General features: G+C 68.9%; 14 protein-coding genes and 1 riboswitch. Of the genes, 5 read left to right on the top strand and 9 right to left on the bottom strand.

Features of this window, described 5'->3' with window-relative positions; all coding sequences use genetic code 11:
* Window positions 1-3: 3 nt before the first annotated feature.
* From N1F91_RS15940 to N1F91_RS15900, 9 genes are all read right to left on the bottom strand, one after another.
* Complete coding sequence (locus N1F91_RS15940) at window positions 4-1317, bottom strand: TRAP transporter large permease (protein ID WP_289993780.1); 1314 nt, start codon at window positions 1315-1317, stop codon at window positions 4-6.
* The gene (locus N1F91_RS15935) at window positions 1314-1886 is read right to left on the bottom strand and encodes a TRAP transporter small permease subunit (RefSeq protein ID WP_289993779.1); all 573 of its coding nucleotides are present in this window, start codon (window positions 1884-1886) and stop codon (window positions 1314-1316) included. The genes N1F91_RS15940 and N1F91_RS15935 overlap by 4 nt, the downstream gene beginning before the upstream one ends.
* A gap of 45 nt (window positions 1887-1931) precedes the next feature.
* Window positions 1932-2999 (bottom strand): C4-dicarboxylate TRAP transporter substrate-binding protein, encoded by a 1068-nt coding sequence (locus N1F91_RS15930; protein ID WP_289993777.1) that lies wholly within the window; start codon window positions 2997-2999, stop codon window positions 1932-1934.
* A gap of 44 nt (window positions 3000-3043) precedes the next feature.
* A complete protein-coding gene (locus N1F91_RS15925; RefSeq protein WP_289993775.1) occupies window positions 3044-3688 on the bottom strand; it encodes a TetR/AcrR family transcriptional regulator in 645 nt (214 codons plus the stop codon).
* 311 nt (window positions 3689-3999) lie between these two features.
* Entirely contained in the window at window positions 4000-5778 is a 1779-nt protein-coding gene (locus N1F91_RS15920) for a TonB family protein (protein ID WP_289993773.1), read from the bottom strand.
* Entirely contained in the window at window positions 5775-6581 is an 807-nt protein-coding gene (locus N1F91_RS15915; protein WP_289993771.1) for an ABC transporter ATP-binding protein, read from the bottom strand. The genes N1F91_RS15920 and N1F91_RS15915 overlap by 4 nt, the downstream gene beginning before the upstream one ends.
* Window positions 6581-7570 carry an iron ABC transporter permease gene (locus N1F91_RS15910; protein WP_289993770.1) on the bottom strand — a complete coding sequence of 330 codons (990 nt, stop codon included), beginning with the start codon at window positions 7568-7570 and terminating at the stop codon, window positions 6581-6583. Before N1F91_RS15910 ends, N1F91_RS15915 begins: the two co-directional genes overlap by 1 nt.
* Complete coding sequence (locus tag N1F91_RS15905) at window positions 7567-8493, bottom strand: ABC transporter substrate-binding protein (RefSeq protein ID WP_289993768.1); 927 nt, start codon at window positions 8491-8493, stop codon at window positions 7567-7569. Before N1F91_RS15905 ends, N1F91_RS15910 begins: the two co-directional genes overlap by 4 nt.
* Entirely contained in the window at window positions 8493-10472 is a 1980-nt protein-coding gene (locus tag N1F91_RS15900) for a TonB-dependent receptor (RefSeq protein WP_289993766.1), read from the bottom strand. The genes N1F91_RS15905 and N1F91_RS15900 overlap by 1 nt, the downstream gene beginning before the upstream one ends.
* Window positions 10473-10605: 133 nt before the next feature.
* A riboswitch (cobalamin riboswitch) is annotated at window positions 10606-10822 on the bottom strand.
* 159 nt (window positions 10823-10981) lie between these two features.
* On the opposite strand from N1F91_RS15900, the gene N1F91_RS15895 reads away from it, so the two are divergent.
* The 5 genes from N1F91_RS15895 (at window position 10982) to N1F91_RS15875 (ending at window position 16416) form a co-directional block, all read left to right on the top strand.
* Window positions 10982-11662: a cupin domain-containing protein gene (locus tag N1F91_RS15895; RefSeq protein WP_289993764.1), complete on the top strand. Its 681-nt coding sequence runs from the start codon at window positions 10982-10984 to the stop codon at window positions 11660-11662.
* Window positions 11659-13257: an ABC transporter substrate-binding protein gene (locus N1F91_RS15890; RefSeq protein ID WP_289993763.1), complete on the top strand. Its 1599-nt coding sequence runs from the start codon at window positions 11659-11661 to the stop codon at window positions 13255-13257. The genes N1F91_RS15895 and N1F91_RS15890 overlap by 4 nt, the downstream gene beginning before the upstream one ends.
* 60 nt (window positions 13258-13317) lie before the next feature.
* Entirely contained in the window at window positions 13318-14343 is a 1026-nt protein-coding gene (locus tag N1F91_RS15885; RefSeq protein ID WP_289993762.1) for an ABC transporter permease, read from the top strand.
* A gap of 352 nt (window positions 14344-14695) precedes the next feature.
* Window positions 14696-15529, top strand: coding sequence for an ABC transporter permease (locus N1F91_RS15880; RefSeq protein WP_289993757.1), 834 nt, complete (start codon window positions 14696-14698; stop codon window positions 15527-15529).
* Window positions 15526-16416, top strand: coding sequence for an ABC transporter ATP-binding protein (locus tag N1F91_RS15875; protein ID WP_289993755.1), 891 nt, complete (start codon window positions 15526-15528; stop codon window positions 16414-16416). The genes N1F91_RS15880 and N1F91_RS15875 overlap by 4 nt, the downstream gene beginning before the upstream one ends.
* The last annotated feature ends 49 nt before the right edge of the window (window positions 16417-16465 follow it).

The following is a 16465-nucleotide window of genomic DNA, read 5'->3' as shown; positions in this document are numbered from 1 at the left end:
AGACTAGCGGGCCAGAAGGCCGGTGGCGATGGACGGGAAGATCAGGACGAGCACGAGCACCAATCCCATCATCAGGGCGAAAGGGGCTGCGCCGCGAAAGATCTCGCCGAGCGAGATGGAATCGTCGTTCAGCGTCGACTTGATGACGAAGACGGACAGGCCGAAGGGCGGCGTCAGCAGCCCGATCTCGACGGCGATGACGGTGACGATGCCGAACCAGACGAGGTCGACGCCCATCGGCACCACCACAGGCAGCATCAACGGCACCAGGATCAGCATGATCGAGGAGGAATCGAGGATCGTACCCATCACGATGACGAGCAGAACATAGGCGAGGATCACGCCCCAGAAGCCGATGTCGGCGGTGGCGACGAAGGCGCCGAACTCGTTGGGCAGGCCCGACAGCGACAGCATGCGCGAATACATCTGCGCGGCGATGATCAGGAAGCACACCGAAGCGGTGACGAGGCCCGTGTCGGTCAGCACCTCCCAGAAGCTCCGCCATGTCAGCGCCCGCCGGGCGAGGCCGATGATGATGGCGCCGAGGCAGCCGACAGCGCCGGCCTCGATCGGGGTGAAGAAGCCGGCATAGATGCCGCCGAGCACCAGCGCGATCAGAAGCGCGATCGGCAGTCCCTTGGCTGCAAGGTCGCGGGATGACATGTCGTGCTCGGTGTCGCCCGACAGGTTCTCGCCGATGAAGGAGGGCCAGAAATAGGCCATCAGGATGACGCCGCCGGCAAAGACCACGGCGAGCAGGATGCCCGGCAGCACGCCGGCGAGGAAGAGGTCGCCGACCGACTGTTCGGTAAGCAGGCCGTAGAGGATGAGCAGAAGGCTCGGCGGGATCAGCATGCCGAGCACCGAGGAGCCGGCGACGACGCCGACGGAGAATTTCTTGGTGTAGCCGTGACGGACCATCTCGGGCACGGCGAGCCGGGTGAACACGGCGGCCGATGCGATGGAGATGCCGGTGATCGCGGCGAAGATGGCGTTGGCGGCGACCGTCGAGACGCCGAGGCCGCCCTTGAGGCGTCGGAAGAGCTGGTTGGCGACGTCGAAGGCGTCGCGGCCGAGGCCGGTCACCGAGACCAGGAAGCCCATCAGCACGAACAGCGGCACGACGCCGAAGAAATAGGAGGAGATGGTTTCCGATGCGGCGAGCGCGAGAAGCTTGCCCGCCAGCAGCGGCGAGCCCTTCATCATCCAGACGCCGACATAGGAGCACAGCATGAGTGCGATCGGCACCCACAGGCCGGCATAGACCAGCACGATCATGGCGCCGAGGGTGGCGAGCCCGATCTCGAAGGTGCTCATCGGGCGTCTCCGCCGTTCCGGGGTGCGAAGATGCCGACGAGTGCGATCACGCCGGCGATCAGCATCTGCATGACGAGTGCCGCGCAGCCGATGAGGATCACCAGCTTCACGGGCCATTCGGGCGCGGTGAAGTCGCCCACGGTCCCGACATAGGTGCCGCGCTCCCAGGCCTTCTCGAAGAGCGGCCAGCTGGCGGAAAGGAGGAACCAGACGAGGGCGAGGGCTGCGGCCACATAGAGGAGTTCGACCGCCGCGCGCAGTCGGGGCGCGCGGCGGGCGATGGCGTCGAGCAGGGCGTCGGTGCGGGTGAAGCGGCCCATGCGGAACGCCTGCGAGACCTGCAGGAAGACGATCGCCACGATCGACATCGAGACGATCTCCGGCACGCCCGAGATCGGGGCGAGGAAGAGGTTGCGGCCGAGCACGTCGGCATTGACCAGGATGACGAGCCCGAGGATCAGCAGCGTGCCGATCACGTTGAGTCCGTTCGATATGGTGTCCGCCGTCGTGCGGATGCGCCTGCCCCAGCCGGAGCCGGTGTTCGGCTCCGGCATCGCTCCATGTGCCATGGATTGTGCCCCCTCGGGAATGCCTGCGTTCGGAGTGCCGGGTTGCTATTCCTGGTCCCAGTTGCGGGCCGGCTTGCCGCCGGCGGCGCGGATGGCGTCCATGTAGGCCTTCAGGATCTCGGTCCCGGCCTTGCCTTCGCCGTCGACCTGCTTGGCCCAGGCCTGCGCCACGTTGTCCATGCCCGAGACCCACTTCTGGCGGAACGCGTCATCCACCTCGGTGATCGTCGCCCCCTGTTCGGCGAGCGTCTTCAGCGCGGCCTGGGATGCGGCGTCGAGGTCGGCGACATAGGCGTCGCGGAAGGCCTCGCCGCCGGCTTTCAGCGCCTTCTGCACCTCCTCCGGCTGCTCGTCGAACCACTCCTTGTTGGCCGCCAGCGAGCCGGCATACTGGGCACCGAAGCCGACCTTGGTGATGTAGGGCGCGACCTCGTGAAGCTTGCCCGGCAGCGCAGCCGTCGCGAAGACGATGACGCCGTCATACACGCCGGTCTTGATCTCGTTGTAGTAGGTGGTGAGATTGCCCGCGACGCCGACCGCGCCGGTTCCGCCCAGCCAGTTGACCGCCGGTCCGGGCGCGCCGATCTTCTTCCCCTTCAGGTCGTCGATCGAGTTCACCGGGAAGGTGGTCATCAGCAGGTAGTCGTCGATGGCGGACGGCGCGCCGAGATATTCGAGGCCGTTCTCTTCCCACGTCACCTTCATGTTCGGGTTCGAGAAATGCAGCTGGTTCACCGTGTTGGAAACCAGCGCGACGTCGCTCGACACGAAGGGCGTGTAGTAGCTGACGTTCTGCAGCGACAGCTTGGCCGGATCGAAGACGGACGAGATCACGCCGATCTGCGCCAGGCCTTCCTCGGTCGCTTCCAGTTCGTCACCCACCTTGGCCAGCGAGCCGCCATACTGCTCGTCCCACTTGATCTCGTGGCCGGTACCCTCGAGCGCCTTGTTGACGGTGGAGATGAAGGTCGTGCTGGTGTGCTTGACCCAGCGGAACACCGGCGGGTGGCCGGCGACGACGGTCACGTCGATGGTCTCGGCGCGGACGCCGGCCGTCGATGCGGCGAGTGCGGCGGCGACGAGTGCGTATTTCAGAAGCGTCTTGTCGAACATGGTTTCCTCCCTGGGTTCGATCGGTTTGTCGATGGACCGTTTCGTCAGTCCCTGTGCATCAGCGCCCTCACACCCGCGCTGGAAAAGGCGACGACGGCGCGCAGGAGCTTTGCCGTGTCGGGGTGGTCGTATTGGCCGGACATGCGGCCGGCCCGGCCGGCGATGCCGACGGCTGCGATGCCGGCGCCGAGCGACAGCAGATAGGCCCGGATGGCGTCGCTCTCGGTCATCTGCGGTTCGATCTCGCGGAAGGCGTCGGTGAACCGGCGCGCGATGCCGTCGAAGTTCTCCGCGATCACCCGCTTGGCGACCTCGTCGACGGAATGGGTGAACACCGCCAGCATCTTGACGTAGGAATAGCCGCCCTGCTCCTCATCGGTGGCCAGTTCGATGAGCGGCGCCAGGAAGGCCTCGATCAGGTCGTCGACCGTCGGCTGCCCCTTCGTCCGGAGGGCTGCGAGGCGGATGTCGCGCTGGGCGTTCACGAAGGACGAGCGGCGGCGCATGATCGCGTGCAGCAGGCCTTCCTTGGACCCGAAATAATAGGCGATCATCGCCTGGTTCACGCCCGCATCCCGCGCGATGCCGCGCATCGAGGCGCCGGCATAGCCGAACTCGGCAAACGCCCGCTCGCCCGCCGACAGGATGGCGGTGCTGACGTCGCTGTCGGTGCGCGTCTGCGTAAGCATGATCAGGCAAGTCCTCCCTGTTCGTTAAACGTTTGACGAATTGGGCGGAGGAGTCAAGACGCAACCGGCGGACGGGCACGGTCCCGCACCGGTCCTGCTGTGGAAAGGTGCTGGGCCAGAAGGGCATCGGGCGGGCGGCGGAGCCGGCGGGGCCGGGGCAGGGGGCGGGCCGGGCCACTGGGTGGGCCGGAGTATTGCAGACCCGGCAACAGGCTGGCGGCGACCGTTTCGCTCCGGCCCTTGCGGGACATGCGGCGGAAAGGGAATCGGCCGGCGCCGGCGAGGGACCCCGGAGCCTCAGCGACGCATGGTCAGCGCTTGAAGCGGAGGGTCACGGCGAAGGAGAAGGTTTGGCCACCCACGCCCTCGGGCGGGCGGGGGTAGGGTGCCGCGCGCCGGGCCACCGCCAGCGCCTCCTCGTCGAGGATCGCGTGTCCGGATCCCGACGAGACGCGCGCACCGGCGAGGCCGCCGGCGCGATCGATGGTGATCGACAGCCGCGTCACGCCGGTGATGCCGGCGTTGCGAGCCGCCGCCGGGTAGCGCTTGTGGCGCTCGACATGGGAGAGCACCCGGCGGCCGTACTTCTCCTTCGCGCCGGGCGCCGCCGCGGCGCGGGCCTGGCTTCCGGCACTTGCCGCAGGGGCGGGCCTGCGGGCGGTGGTCTCGGCCGGCTTGTCGGCTGACGCCGCCGCGGCCTTTGCCTGCCGGCCCGGCTTGCTTGGCGTGGGAGGCGCGGCCGCGCTCGCGCGGTCCGGCTCCACGGCACGCGCCTGCGCGTCCTTGCGCGCGGTCCTGGCCGGCGCCGGCTTCGTCGCGTCGGCCTGCGGCTCGGGACGCGGTTGCGGCACCTGCGCCATGGTCTCCGGCAGGGAGACATCGCTGGCGATGTCCGGCACGGGCTCGACGAGTGGCGGCGTCGCCAGCAGGTCAGCCGTCGCGGCATCCGGGGCGGGCGGTGCGAAGGCCGGAGCCGCCGGCGCTGCTGCCGGGCGGGCCGGCTCGGGCGCCGCGACTGCTGGCGCCGCCGGCTGCAGTGCCCCCGCGTCGACTGCGCCCACCGGTTCGGCTGGAGCGACCGCGACCTCGGCCGGACCATCCGCAGCGAGGGGCTGGGCCTCTGCCGTTTCGGCCACGCCCGGGGCGTCCATCCCGGCCTCGACCGGTTCCGCCTCGGACGGGACGGCTTCCACGGCATCCGCCGTCGTCGGCGCCGTATCCGCGGCGGCCTCGGGCGCGACGGGCTGCGCTGCCGCCGTTTCGGACGACGGGGCAGGTTCGACGGCGGGCGCGTCCGGCACCGCTTCCGCGACGGCGGGCTCGACCGGGCCTGCGGCCTCGGGCGATTTTACGACGTCCGCAGCGACGGCGGAGGGCTCGACCGCCCCGGGCATGTCGACCGGCTCCGCGGGGTCGGCCGGTGCCACGGTCTCGGCCTTCTCCGCGCTGTCCGGCCCGACGGTCTCAGCATCCTCCACCGGCGCCGCCGCGGCGGGTTCGGCGACGTCCGGCTGCACGGCCTCGGCAAGAGCCGGTTCGGCGAGGGCCATGGTCTCAGGCTCGTCCGCGGCTGCGATGCCGGCGGACTCCGTCGGCTTGGCCGCTTCGGCCTCGTGCGGCTGCACGGCCTCCGCCACCGTCTGATCGACCGCCACCGCCGGCTCGGCATCCGCGACGGCGGCGCCGTCATTGCCCGCGATCGCGGCGCTGGCGGTCGTGGCCGGCACGTCGAACACGATCTCGACCGATATGCCCTCCGAGGCAGCTTCCATCCCCTCCACGGCCAGGTTGCCCGAAAGCCACGCGAAAGCGGCGGCATGGACCGCAGCCGAGAGGAACAGCGCGACCGCGGTGCCGAGCCGGCGGCCGCGCGACGGTGCGCCTGGCAGGAGCGCCGCCGAACGGCCGCCGGCCGACAGGCCGAAGGCGGGCAACGCGCCGGCATTGTCGTTCTCGCCGCGCCGTGCTGCATCGACGGCCGGCGCTTCGTCTCCCGATCCGGCGTCACCGTTGCCGGGCTGCAACTGTGCCGCCGCTGCTCTGCTGCGGCGCGCGAGGTCGATCCAGGCGGGGGCGTTGTGGCGGGTCATCGCATCTCTCCCGCGGCGGTCCCGCGCGCGGCCTCGCCGGACAGTCCGACCGGCGCCAGCACCGGTCGCCCGTCCTCCCGGGCGATATGGGCGCGGATGCCGAAGATTTTGGCCAGCATCGCCGCATCGAGGACGTCTGCCGGGTCGCCGTCGGCGGCCACGGCGCCGTCGCGCAGCACCACCACCCGGTCGCACCAGCGCGCCGCCAGCGTCAGGTCATGCAGCGACACCAGGATGGCGCGGCGGCGCCTGGCGATGGTGCCGAGCGCGGCCATCATCGCGATCTGGTGCGCCGGGTCGAGGCCGGACGCCGGCTCGTCGGCGATCAGCATCGGCGTGTCCTGGGCAATCGCGCGGGCGGCCAGCACCCGCGCCTGCTCGCCGCCGGAAAGCTCGGTGGCGCGGCGGCCGGCGAGGCCCTCGACGTCCATCACCGCCATCGCTTCGCGGCAGATCTCCACGTCGCGCGGCCCGGGCCTGCCGCCGAAGCCGAGCCAGGGCAGGCGGCCGAGCGCCACCGCCTTCTCGACGCTCACCGGCCAGCCGATCACCCGTGTCTGCGGCAGGTAGGCGACGAGCCGGGCGCGTTCGGACGGGGACAGGGCCGCACCGTCGCGCCCGCCGATGCGCACCGTGCCCGCATGAGCGACCTGTCCGGCGAGCGCCCGCATCAGTGTCGACTTGCCGGCGCCGTTCGGTCCGAGCAGGCCGACCACCTCGCCTGGGCGCACATCGACATCGACGCCGCGCAGCACCGCGCGGCCGGCAAGGTCGACATTCAGGCCTCGGGCGGAAAGCTCCATCAGGCGAGCCCCCGGCGCGAGCGGGTGACGAGCCACAGGAAGAAAGGCGCCCCGATCAGCGCCGTCAGCACGCCGACATTGAGCTCCTTGGCCGGAACGATGGTGCGTGCGGCGATGTCGGCGGCGAGCAGCAGCGCCGCGCCGCCGAGCCCCGACGGCAGCAGCAGCCGGCTCGGCATGCGGTCGGTCAGGGGCCGCAGCAGGTGCGGCACGACGAGGCCGACGAATCCGATCGCGCCGGTCACGGCCACGCCCGCGCCCACCGCCAGCGCGACGCCCGCCACCAGCATGATCCGGGCGCGCGGCAGGTCGATGCCGAGGCTCTGCGCCGCCTCCTCGCCGAAGGACAGCGCGTCGAGCGCCCGCGCCGAGGCGAGGATCAGCGTCCAGCCGACGATCATCGGCGGCAGCGAGATCCAGACGTGCAGCATCGACCGGTCCTTGATCGAGCCGAGCAGCCAGAAGATGATCTCGTAGCTGGCGAAGGGGTTGGGCGAGAGGTTGAGCGCCAGCGAGGTGAAGGCGCCCGCGAGGCTCGACAGCGCGATTCCGGCCAGGATCAGCGTCAGCGTCGTCGTGTTGCCGGCGGCGATTGCGAGCAACACAACCACTGCCACCAGCGCGCCCACCATCGCGCCGGCCGGCAGCGCCAGCATCGAGGCGCCGGCGAGGCCCGAATAGAACATGATGACGGCGCCCAGCGAAGCCGTGGCCGAAACGCCGATGATGCCAGGTTCGGCCAGCGGGTTGCGCAGGAAGCCCTGCAGGGCAGCGCCGGACAGGCCGAGGCCGAAGCCGACGAGGGCGGCCAGCAGCGCGCGCGGCAGGCGCACCTCGCGCATGATGATCGCCGCCGCTTCGCCGCCGCCCGACAGGAGCCCGTCGAGGCTCGCCGTCAGTCCGAGCGCCGCCGGGCCGACCAGAAGCGACGCGGCGAAGAGCAGCGCCACGGCGATCGACAACAGGAGGGCGAGGCGGGCCGGGCTCATCCCGAGGCGTCTTCCGCCGCGAGGAGTTCGTCGCGCAGGACGCGCAGCGCGCGCACGGCCTCCAGCGTGAACGGTCCGCCGCAGCTCCACGAGCCGCGCGGCACGATTCCGGTCGCCGTCATCGCGCCGCTCGATGCAATGGCGGGATGGCGCGTCACCTGGTCGGCCAATGCAGGCGCGTCCTCGACCCGGGCGGAGAGCAGCACCACGTCGGGCCGGTCCACGACCAGGAGTTCGAGCGAGTAGGGCGCCATGCCGGAGAATCCGCGCTCGGCGGCGAGATTGCGGAAGCCCGCCGCCGCAAGCACGCTGTCGGCCAGCGTGCCGGCACCGGTCGCCACCCCGTTCTGGCCGAAGATGACGGCGGTCGGCCGCGGTGCGTCCGCGGGCAGGGCGAGCGCCGCGAGATCGCGCTCGAAGGTCGCGGCCATGGCTTCGCCCGCATCGGCATGGCCGAGGATCGTGCCCATGCGGCGGATGTCGCCGGCGATCGTGTCGAGCGTCTGCGTATAACCGAACTCTTCCACCCGCAGCCCGAGATGGCGCAGGAGCTGCGTCGTGTTGTGCAGCGAATAGGTGCCGGTCACCACCAGGTCGGGACGGGCGATGAACACCTCTTCTGCCACGCCGGCATTGTTGGGAAACGCGCCGGCCTGCGCATGCAGATAGGAATAGTCCGGATCGCCCGACAGCACCGACAGCGAGACGATGCGCGAGGGCTCCGCCAGCGCCAGCACCAGCTGGTCCGTGCAGACGTTGAGCGACATGACGCGCGGAGCCTCGTCTGCCGCAGCGCGCGAAGCCGGACCGGCGAGCGCCGCCGCGACGAGCGCGACGGCGAGCGGTGAAGACCAGCCGCCCGGCAGCCGCGCACCGGCGGGCGCGAGGCCGCCGGTGTGGGCCGTCGCCGGGCGGCAGCGCATCAGAACTGCGCCTTGAAGCCCGCGAAGGCCGAGATGCCGGCCGTGCCGAAGCCCGGCGACACCTGGTACTTCTGGTCGAGCAGGTTCTCGACCCGCACATAGGCTTCGGTGTTGTCGGTCGGCTTGTAGGCCACCTTGGCGTTGAGCAGCACGTAGTCGTCGAGCTTCACGTCGCCGCGCACCGCACTGTACTGCGTGCAGGGCGTGGGGTCGAAGTTGGGCGCGGGATAGCAGGTTCCGGTGTAGGACTGGCTGCCGACGATGATGGTGTCCAGCGCGTCGAGCGGGATCTTGGCCGTGGCTGAAATGGTCCACTTTTCCGCCGGGCGCACCGTCGCTTGCAAGCCGATCGCGTGTTCGGGAATGCGGATGGCGCGGTCGCCGTCGGCATCCTTCGCGTCGGTGTAGGTGTAGTTCGCCCCGAGGTCGAGCCAGCTCGATGCTTTCCAGATGACGGAGGTCTCGACGCCGCGCGACGTCGTCGTCCCGTCCGACTGCTGGTAGGTGCCGGTCGGGCTGTCGTAGATGATGAGATCATCGACATCGAGCATGAAGACCGTCACGTCGGCCACCAGTGCCCCGTCCAGGAAGGTCTGCTCCACGCCCATGTCGAAGCTGAAGCTCGTCTCGGGCTGGAGGGCGGTGTTGCCGACGTAAGGCCCATACAGCTCGTAGAGGCTGGGTGCACGAAAGCCGGTGCCGACGGAACCATGCAGCCGCGTGCCGGTCTGGTCGAACAGGTAGGACGCGGTGCCGCGATAGGTCAGGTGCTCGCCGAATTCCGAGTGGCTGTCGTGGCGCAGGCCCGCGGTCAGCACCAGGTTCTCGACCGGCTCGAGGATCGCCTGCGTCCAGACGCCGGTCAGCGAGAAGTCCTCGTCGGTGTCGGTGCCGTAATTGTCGGTCGCTGCGGCGCCCTGCATCTCGTGGTCGGCGCCATACTGCAGCGTCAGCCAGGTCGAAGCCTCGAACGACCCCTGGTAGTCGAACTTGGTGCGGGTGCCGGTGTAGTCCGCGTCGAAGGCGCCGTAGAGCGGGTCGACGGAGCGGATGGCGCGGTCGAGCTGGAAGACCTGCACGGAGGCGGTGTTCTTCAGCCGGCCGTCGAGCAGGTCGAGGTTGAAGCCGAAGCGGGCGGCGGCCTGCTCGGTCGCGTTCCTGTTCAGAAGGTTGTCCGACGGCTCGACGATCTCGCCGGTGTCCGGATTGACGTAGCGGTCATTGTCGTAATCCGCCTCGCCCTTGATGTAGAGCGCACTGGCGAAGACGGAGAAGGCCTCGCTGAAGCGGTACTCGCCACTGATGTCGAGATTGCCGAGGTCGAAGGCATCGCCTTCCGACCCGAGCGCGGCCGACGAGATGCCGTCGGTGTGGAAGCCGGCGACGTTGAACGACAGGCTCGCCTTGTCGTTGGCGGCGCGCAGGCCGTAGGCGCCGCGCACCGTGCCGTTCGATCCGGCCTCGACGCCGACGAGATGCTTCACGCCGGGCTCGATGCCGCCGAGCGTGGAGATGGAGATGACGCCGGCGATCGCGTCCGAGCCATACAGCGTGCTCTGCGAACCCTTCAGCACCTCGATGCTGCCGACATTGTCGGCCAGCAGGTACTGGTAGGACGTCTGCACCTGCGTGCTCGTCGGGTCGGAGATGTCGATGCCGTTGTAGAGCGTCTTGACGTAGCGGCGCGGCAGGCCGCGCACGGAGAGGCTGGCCTCGGTGCCCGGTCCCCCGGGCGAGGTGATGTGGATGCCGGGCAGCTGGTTCAGGTAGTCGACGATCAGCGGCCGGGCCTGCGCCTCGATCTCCTCCTTGCTCACCGTCTCCACCTTGGAGCCGGTCTTGGCCTTGTCGGTGGGCGCGCGGTTCGGCGTGATGACGACCTCGCCGATGTCGAGTTCCTGCGCGAAGGCGGGTGCTGCGACGATCAGCGAAAAAACGGAAACGGCGGCGGAAAGCGACAGCGCTTTCTTGTTGTTCATGACGGTCCCCCAGCGCCGCGCCCCCTCGGACGCGGTCATGGTTGCAATGGTGCCGGTGGGATCGGTGTCGGAGTCCCCCAGCGATGACGAAAGCCACCACTGTGCGAGACAGCGCCGGAAGCTCCCCGCATCCGGAAACGTGACGGCCCGAGGCAGGTCTCCTGGCTTGCGGTTCAACGGCTTGACCTGCCTTCCCGAGACGGCGAATGCGTCTCAGTGGCATCAGCGGACAAGCCTCGCCGCTTACAGTTGCGGGGGCAGCTACGGTTGCGATGCCTGCGGCACCGTCCCGTATTCCCTATCTCCTCCCGGCCTGCATTGGCACGGGAACCTCGGACGGTGTCATATTAACAGTCCGTAAAGCGCCGGGTCAACGGTCCAGGCAGGCTCGATCCACGGTCGCGCCACAGGCGGCGGACGACTGCAGCGTGTTTAGCCGGACTAAAAAATCCGCTTGACTCGTTCCGGTCGGCGAGTCACGTTTTAGAAATACTAAAACGGGGTGAGGCGTGGCCGACCAGGTGGATCACGAGGGCGTTGCGGGTGCCGAGGCGGCGCCGCTGGGCGACCGCCTGCGGACGCGGCGCCAGGCGCTCGGGCTTACCCTGAAGGAGGTTGCGGACGGCGCGGGCCTCTCCGTCGGCTTCATTTCCCAGATCGAGCGCGGCATCACCACGCCGTCGCTGTCGTCACTGGTGTCGGTGTCGCGCGTGCTCGGGCTGCACGTCTCGGAGTTCCTGTCGCAGCCCAAGGTCACCGATTCCATGACCCGGCAGAACCAGCGCCAGCACTATGCGGTCGGCGGCAACTCGCTGGTCTACGAGCGTCTCTCGACCTCGTTTCCGGGAAACGTGCTGCGCAGCCTGATCATTCACGAGCCACCGGGCTATCGCTCCGAGCCGATCGCGCACGAGGGCGAGGAGATCTTCTACGTGCTGCAGGGTGCCATCACCGTCGAGCTCGAAGGGGAGACCAACATCCTCGAAGCGGGCGATTCGCTGCACTTCCAGTCCAACCGGGTCCACTCGTCGTGGAACCACACCGGCTCGCCCGCCACCATCCTGCACACCTGCACGATGGACGTGTTCGGCGACAATCCGGCGACTGAAGAACCACATCCGGTCGTCCAGCGGTCCGCCGCGCGCGGCCGCAAGACATCCACGTCCAGAATCAACAAAGGGGAATCATGATGATATCGATCGCCAGGCCGTTCGCGGCAGCGCTTCTCGCCGCAACCATTCTCACGCCGCTTGCCATCGCGCAGGCGTCCGCGCAGACCGTGCTGCGCCTCGACGAGGTCGCCGTCGGCGAGCTCGATCCGGGCAAGGCGTCGGACTATGCCGACTCCATCCTGATGTTCAACGTCTACGACACGCTCGTCCTGCCCGTGCAGGGCGGCCCGGGCTACGCGCCGCATCTCGCCCAAAGCTGGGAGGCCGACGGCAACGACTTCGTGTTCAAGCTGCGCTCCGACGTCACCTTCCAGAGCGGCAATCCGCTGACGGCCGAGGACGTCGTGTTCTCCTTCGACCGCATGAAGGCGCTCGGCGCCGGCCTCTCCTTCGTCTTCGCCAAGGTCGAAGCCGCCGAGGCCGTCGATGCGAACACCGTCCGCTTCAAGCTGACCGAACCCTACTCGCCCTTCGTCGCCTCGCTGGTGCGCCTGCCGATTCTCGACAAGACGCTCGTCATGGCAAATCTCGGCGAAGGCGAGGGAGAGATGAAGGACTGGGGCCAGGCCTTCCTGTCGGCCAATGGCGCTGGCTCGGGTGCCTACAAGGTCGTCTCGCACAATCCGCAGCAGGAAACGGTCATGGAGAAGAATCCGGACTATTTCCTCGACGTGGCGGCCAGCGCGCCCGACCAGGTGCGCCTGCGCTACGGCCTCGAGGCGGCCACCGTGCGCACGCTGATCGCCCAGGGCGAGCACGACATCTCCTCGCAGTGGCTGCCGCCGGAGGTGCTGAAGGCGCTCGCCGGCAGCGGCGCGCAGATCCTCAGGGAGACCGGCGGCGGCGCCTTCTACGTCAAGCTGAACACCGCCAAGCCGCCGCTCGACGACGTCAACTGCCGCCTGGCGCTGGCGTCCGCCTTCGACTATTCCGCCGGCATCCGGATGGTGGCGGTCGCCGATGGCATTTCGCAGGGCAGCCCGTCCACCGGCGCGATCCCGGTCGGCATGTTCGGCGCGGGCGAAACGCCGCTGGCGCGCGACCTCGAAGCGGCCAAGGCACATCTCGCCGCCTGCAAATACAAGCCCGAGGACTTCACGCTGGAGCTCTCCTGGATCGGCGAAGTGCCGATCGAGGAACGCTTCGCGCTCCTGATGCAGGCGAACTTCGCCGAGATCGGCATCAAGTCGGAAATCCGCAAGGTGCCGTGGGCGCTGTTCACCGAGCTGGTGACGAAGCCCGAGAACACGCCGAACGTCTCGCAGATCTTCGCCAACGCGGTGACCGGCGATCCCGACACGCTGCTCTTCCCGATGTACCACTCCTCGCTGAAGGGCACCTGGCAGTCGCCGGAATACCTGACCGACGCCACCGTCGACGACCTGCTCGTCAAGGGCCGCACCGTCACCGATCCGGCCGAGCGCCAGGCCACCTATGCCGCGCTCAACGACCGGCTGATGGAGATCGCTCCGACCATCTACGGCTACGACCGGCAGTCGCTCTTCGCCGCGTCGAATAGGGTCAAGGTGCCGGCGCTCAGCGATCCGGAAAAGTCCTTCGGCCTCGACGGCATGGGCTTCACCTTCCGCCTGATGGAAATGACCGGCCAGTAACCGAACCCCGCGAGCGGGACCGGCGGGCGACCGCCGGTCCCTGCGAACCGAAGAAGCGCCATGCCACCCGTCGCCCGCCTCCTCGCGAAGCGGCTCGGAACCTCCCTGCTCGTCCTGGTGGGGGTCTCGATGCTGATCTTCGCCATCGCCCGGATCATCCCGGGTGACCCCGCGCGCATTGCGCTCGGGCCGAACGCCAGCGTCGAGCAGGTGGCGCAGATGCGCGAGCGGCTGCATCTCGACGATGCGCTGGTCGTGCAATACGCCTACTTCGTCCGCGACGTGTTTCGCGGCGATCTCGGCATCTCGCTCTACACCAACCGCCCCGTCACCACCGACATCGCGCAGTTCCTGCCCGCCACGCTGGAGCTGATCCTCGTCGCCGGCCTGATGATGGTGGCGATCGGCCTGCCACTCGGCGTCATGGCGGCGCGCTGGCGCGGCACCTGGGCCGACCACGCGATCCGGCTGGTCACGCTGCTCGGCGTGTCGGCGCCAAGCTTTGTCTGGGCCGTCATCCTGATGCTGTGCTTTGCCTATTTCCTGCCGCTGTTCCCGATCGCCGGCCGCATCGCCGACAGCTACACGATCGCGCCGGTCACCGGCTTCCTCACCATCGACACGCTGCTGGCCGGCAATCTCTCCGCCTTCGCCAACGCTGCCTGGCACATCGTGCTGCCGGCCTTCGCGCTGGCGCTCTCGGGCATCGGCCAGGCGGCGCGGCTCACCCGCGCCAACATGGTCGAGACCTACGAGAAGCCCTACATCGAGATGGCGCAGTCCTACGGTTTCGCCGAAGGCCGCATCGCTCGGCGCTGGGCGTTCCGGCCCTCGCTCATCCCCTCGCTCACCATCATCGGCCTCGACTTCGCCGCCATGCTCGGCAACGCTTTCCTGGTCGAGGCCGTTTTCGCCTGGCCCGGCCTGTCGCGCTACGGCGTCGCCGTCATCCTGCGCAAGGACCTGAACGCCATCGTCGGCACGGTGCTGATCATCTCGGCGCTGTTCCTGATCGTCAACGTCGTCGTCGACCTCCTCATCGCGCTGATCAACCCGCGCATCCGGCTGTCGCAGAGGGCAGGGTGATGGACGACATCCGCTCTTCCCGCACCTTGCAGCGTGCCGCCTCGTCGACCTGCGCGTTTGCCGCGGAACGTCCGCGTTGCACCACGCTGCGCGAATGTCCGAAACATTTGCGCGCAACACCCCCACCCCTCACCCCTCCCCACAAGGGGGAGGGGGGCGATCCGCGTCGCGCCAGGTTCTGCCGGACGCGGCGACGCACGTCGCCGGTGTCCCCCTCCCCCTTGTGGGGAGGGGTGAGGGGTGGGGGTACCGTGCACCCGATCCGGCGGTGGTTGCGCTGCCCGCGTGCAGGCAACGCATGGGCGGGGCGTGAGGCTGCTCGTCACCATCGTCGTGCATCCGGTGGCCGCTCATGAAGCGCACGCTCTTCATCCTGCTGCGCAACCCGCTGTCGGCGCTCGGCCTGTTCCTCGTCGCCATGGTCGTCCTGTCGGCGGTCTTCGCCGATGTCATCGCCCCGTTCCCCACCCATGCCGGCGCCGTGGTCGATTTCGCCAATTTCAACAGGCCGCCGGAATGGCCCTATATCTTCGGCACCGATCTCGTCGGCCGCGACCTGTTCTCGCGCATCCTCTACGCCTACCGCATCTCGCTTCTGCTCGGCGTCGTGGTGCTGGTCATCGCCGTGCCGATCGGCGTCACCATCGGGCTCGTTGCCGGCTATCTCGGCGGCTGGACCGAATACGTCCTGATGCGCATCACCGACGTCTTCCTGTCGATCCCGCCGCTGGTGCTCGCCATGTCGATGATGGGCCTGCTCCAGCCCACGCTCACCAACGGCATGCTGGCCGTCACCGCCATGTGGTGGCCCTGGTACACGCGCCTCGTCTACAATCTCGCCCGCTCCGAGAAGGAGGAGGGCTACGTGCTCGCCGCCGAGGTGATCGGTGCGTCGAGGATGCATGTGATCTTCCGCGAGATCCTGCCCAACTGCGTCCCCTCGATCGTCACCAAGATGACGCTCGACCTCGGCTTCGTCATCCTCATCGCCTCGTCGCTCTCCTTCCTGGGGCTCGGCGTGCAGCCGCCGACGCCCGATCTCGGCTCGATGGTCGCCGACGGCGCGAAATACCTGCCGGATTCCTGGTGGCTCACCGTCTTCCCGGGCCTCGCCATCCTCGTCGCCGTCTTCGGCTTCAACCTCGTCGGCGACGCGCTGCGCGACGTGCTGGGGGGCGGCCAGTGACCGCGCCGACGCTTCTCATCCGCGATCTCACCCTCGGCTTCCGCGGCTGGGCCGGGCAGGTCGACGTGCTGCACGGCATCTCGCTGCACATCATGAAGGGCGAGCGCGTCGCGCTGGTCGGCGAAAGCGGCTCGGGCAAGTCCGTCACCGCCCGCATCGTGCTCGGCCTCTTGCAGCAGCTGAAGACCGCGCGCATCGGCGGCCGCGTGTCTTTCGAGGGGCAGGACCTGTCGACGCTGACCGAGCGCCGGCGCCACGCCCTGCGCGGCACGAGGATGTCGATGATCTTCCAGGACCCGACCTCCTCGCTCAACCCGGTCTACCGCATCGGCGCGCAGTTCCACGAGGTGCTGAAGCGCGCCGAGCCCGGCATCTCGCAGGCGGACGCGCGGAGGAAGGCCCAAGCGGCGCTGGCCGACGTCGCGATCCCCGATCCCGCCCGCGCGCTCGATTCCTATTCCTTCCAGCTGTCCGGCGGCATGAACCAGCGCGTCATGATCGCCATGGCGCTCGCCAACGAACCCTCGCTTCTGATCGCTGACGAGCCGGGCACCGCGCTCGACGTCACCGTGCAGGCGCAGACCCTGTCCTTGATGCGCGACCTGGTCGAGAAGCACCGCACCTCGGTGCTGTTCATTTCGCACAATCTCGGTGTCGTGCGCGAATTCGCCGACCGCGTCTACGTCATCTACAAGGGCCGCATCGTCGAGCAAGGCCGCTCGGCCGATCTCTTCGCCGACCCCCGCCACCCCTACACCCGCGCCCTTCTCGCCGCCGTCCCCCGCATCACCGGCGGCGGCATCCCCGAGATCGACGACGTGTCGGACAGCTACTTCGCGCCGATGGTGGTGCATGAGGGATGCGAAGAGCCGGGGGAGGCGGGGTGATGGTTGGTGGCCAGGTCTCCATCGCTTGCACTCTACGGCGCCCCCCTCT

This window comes from Aquibium sp. ELW1220 (assembly GCF_030398385.1).
Classification (GTDB): domain Bacteria; phylum Pseudomonadota; class Alphaproteobacteria; order Rhizobiales; family Rhizobiaceae; genus Aquibium.
This window is presented reverse-complemented; position numbering and strand designations above follow the sequence as displayed.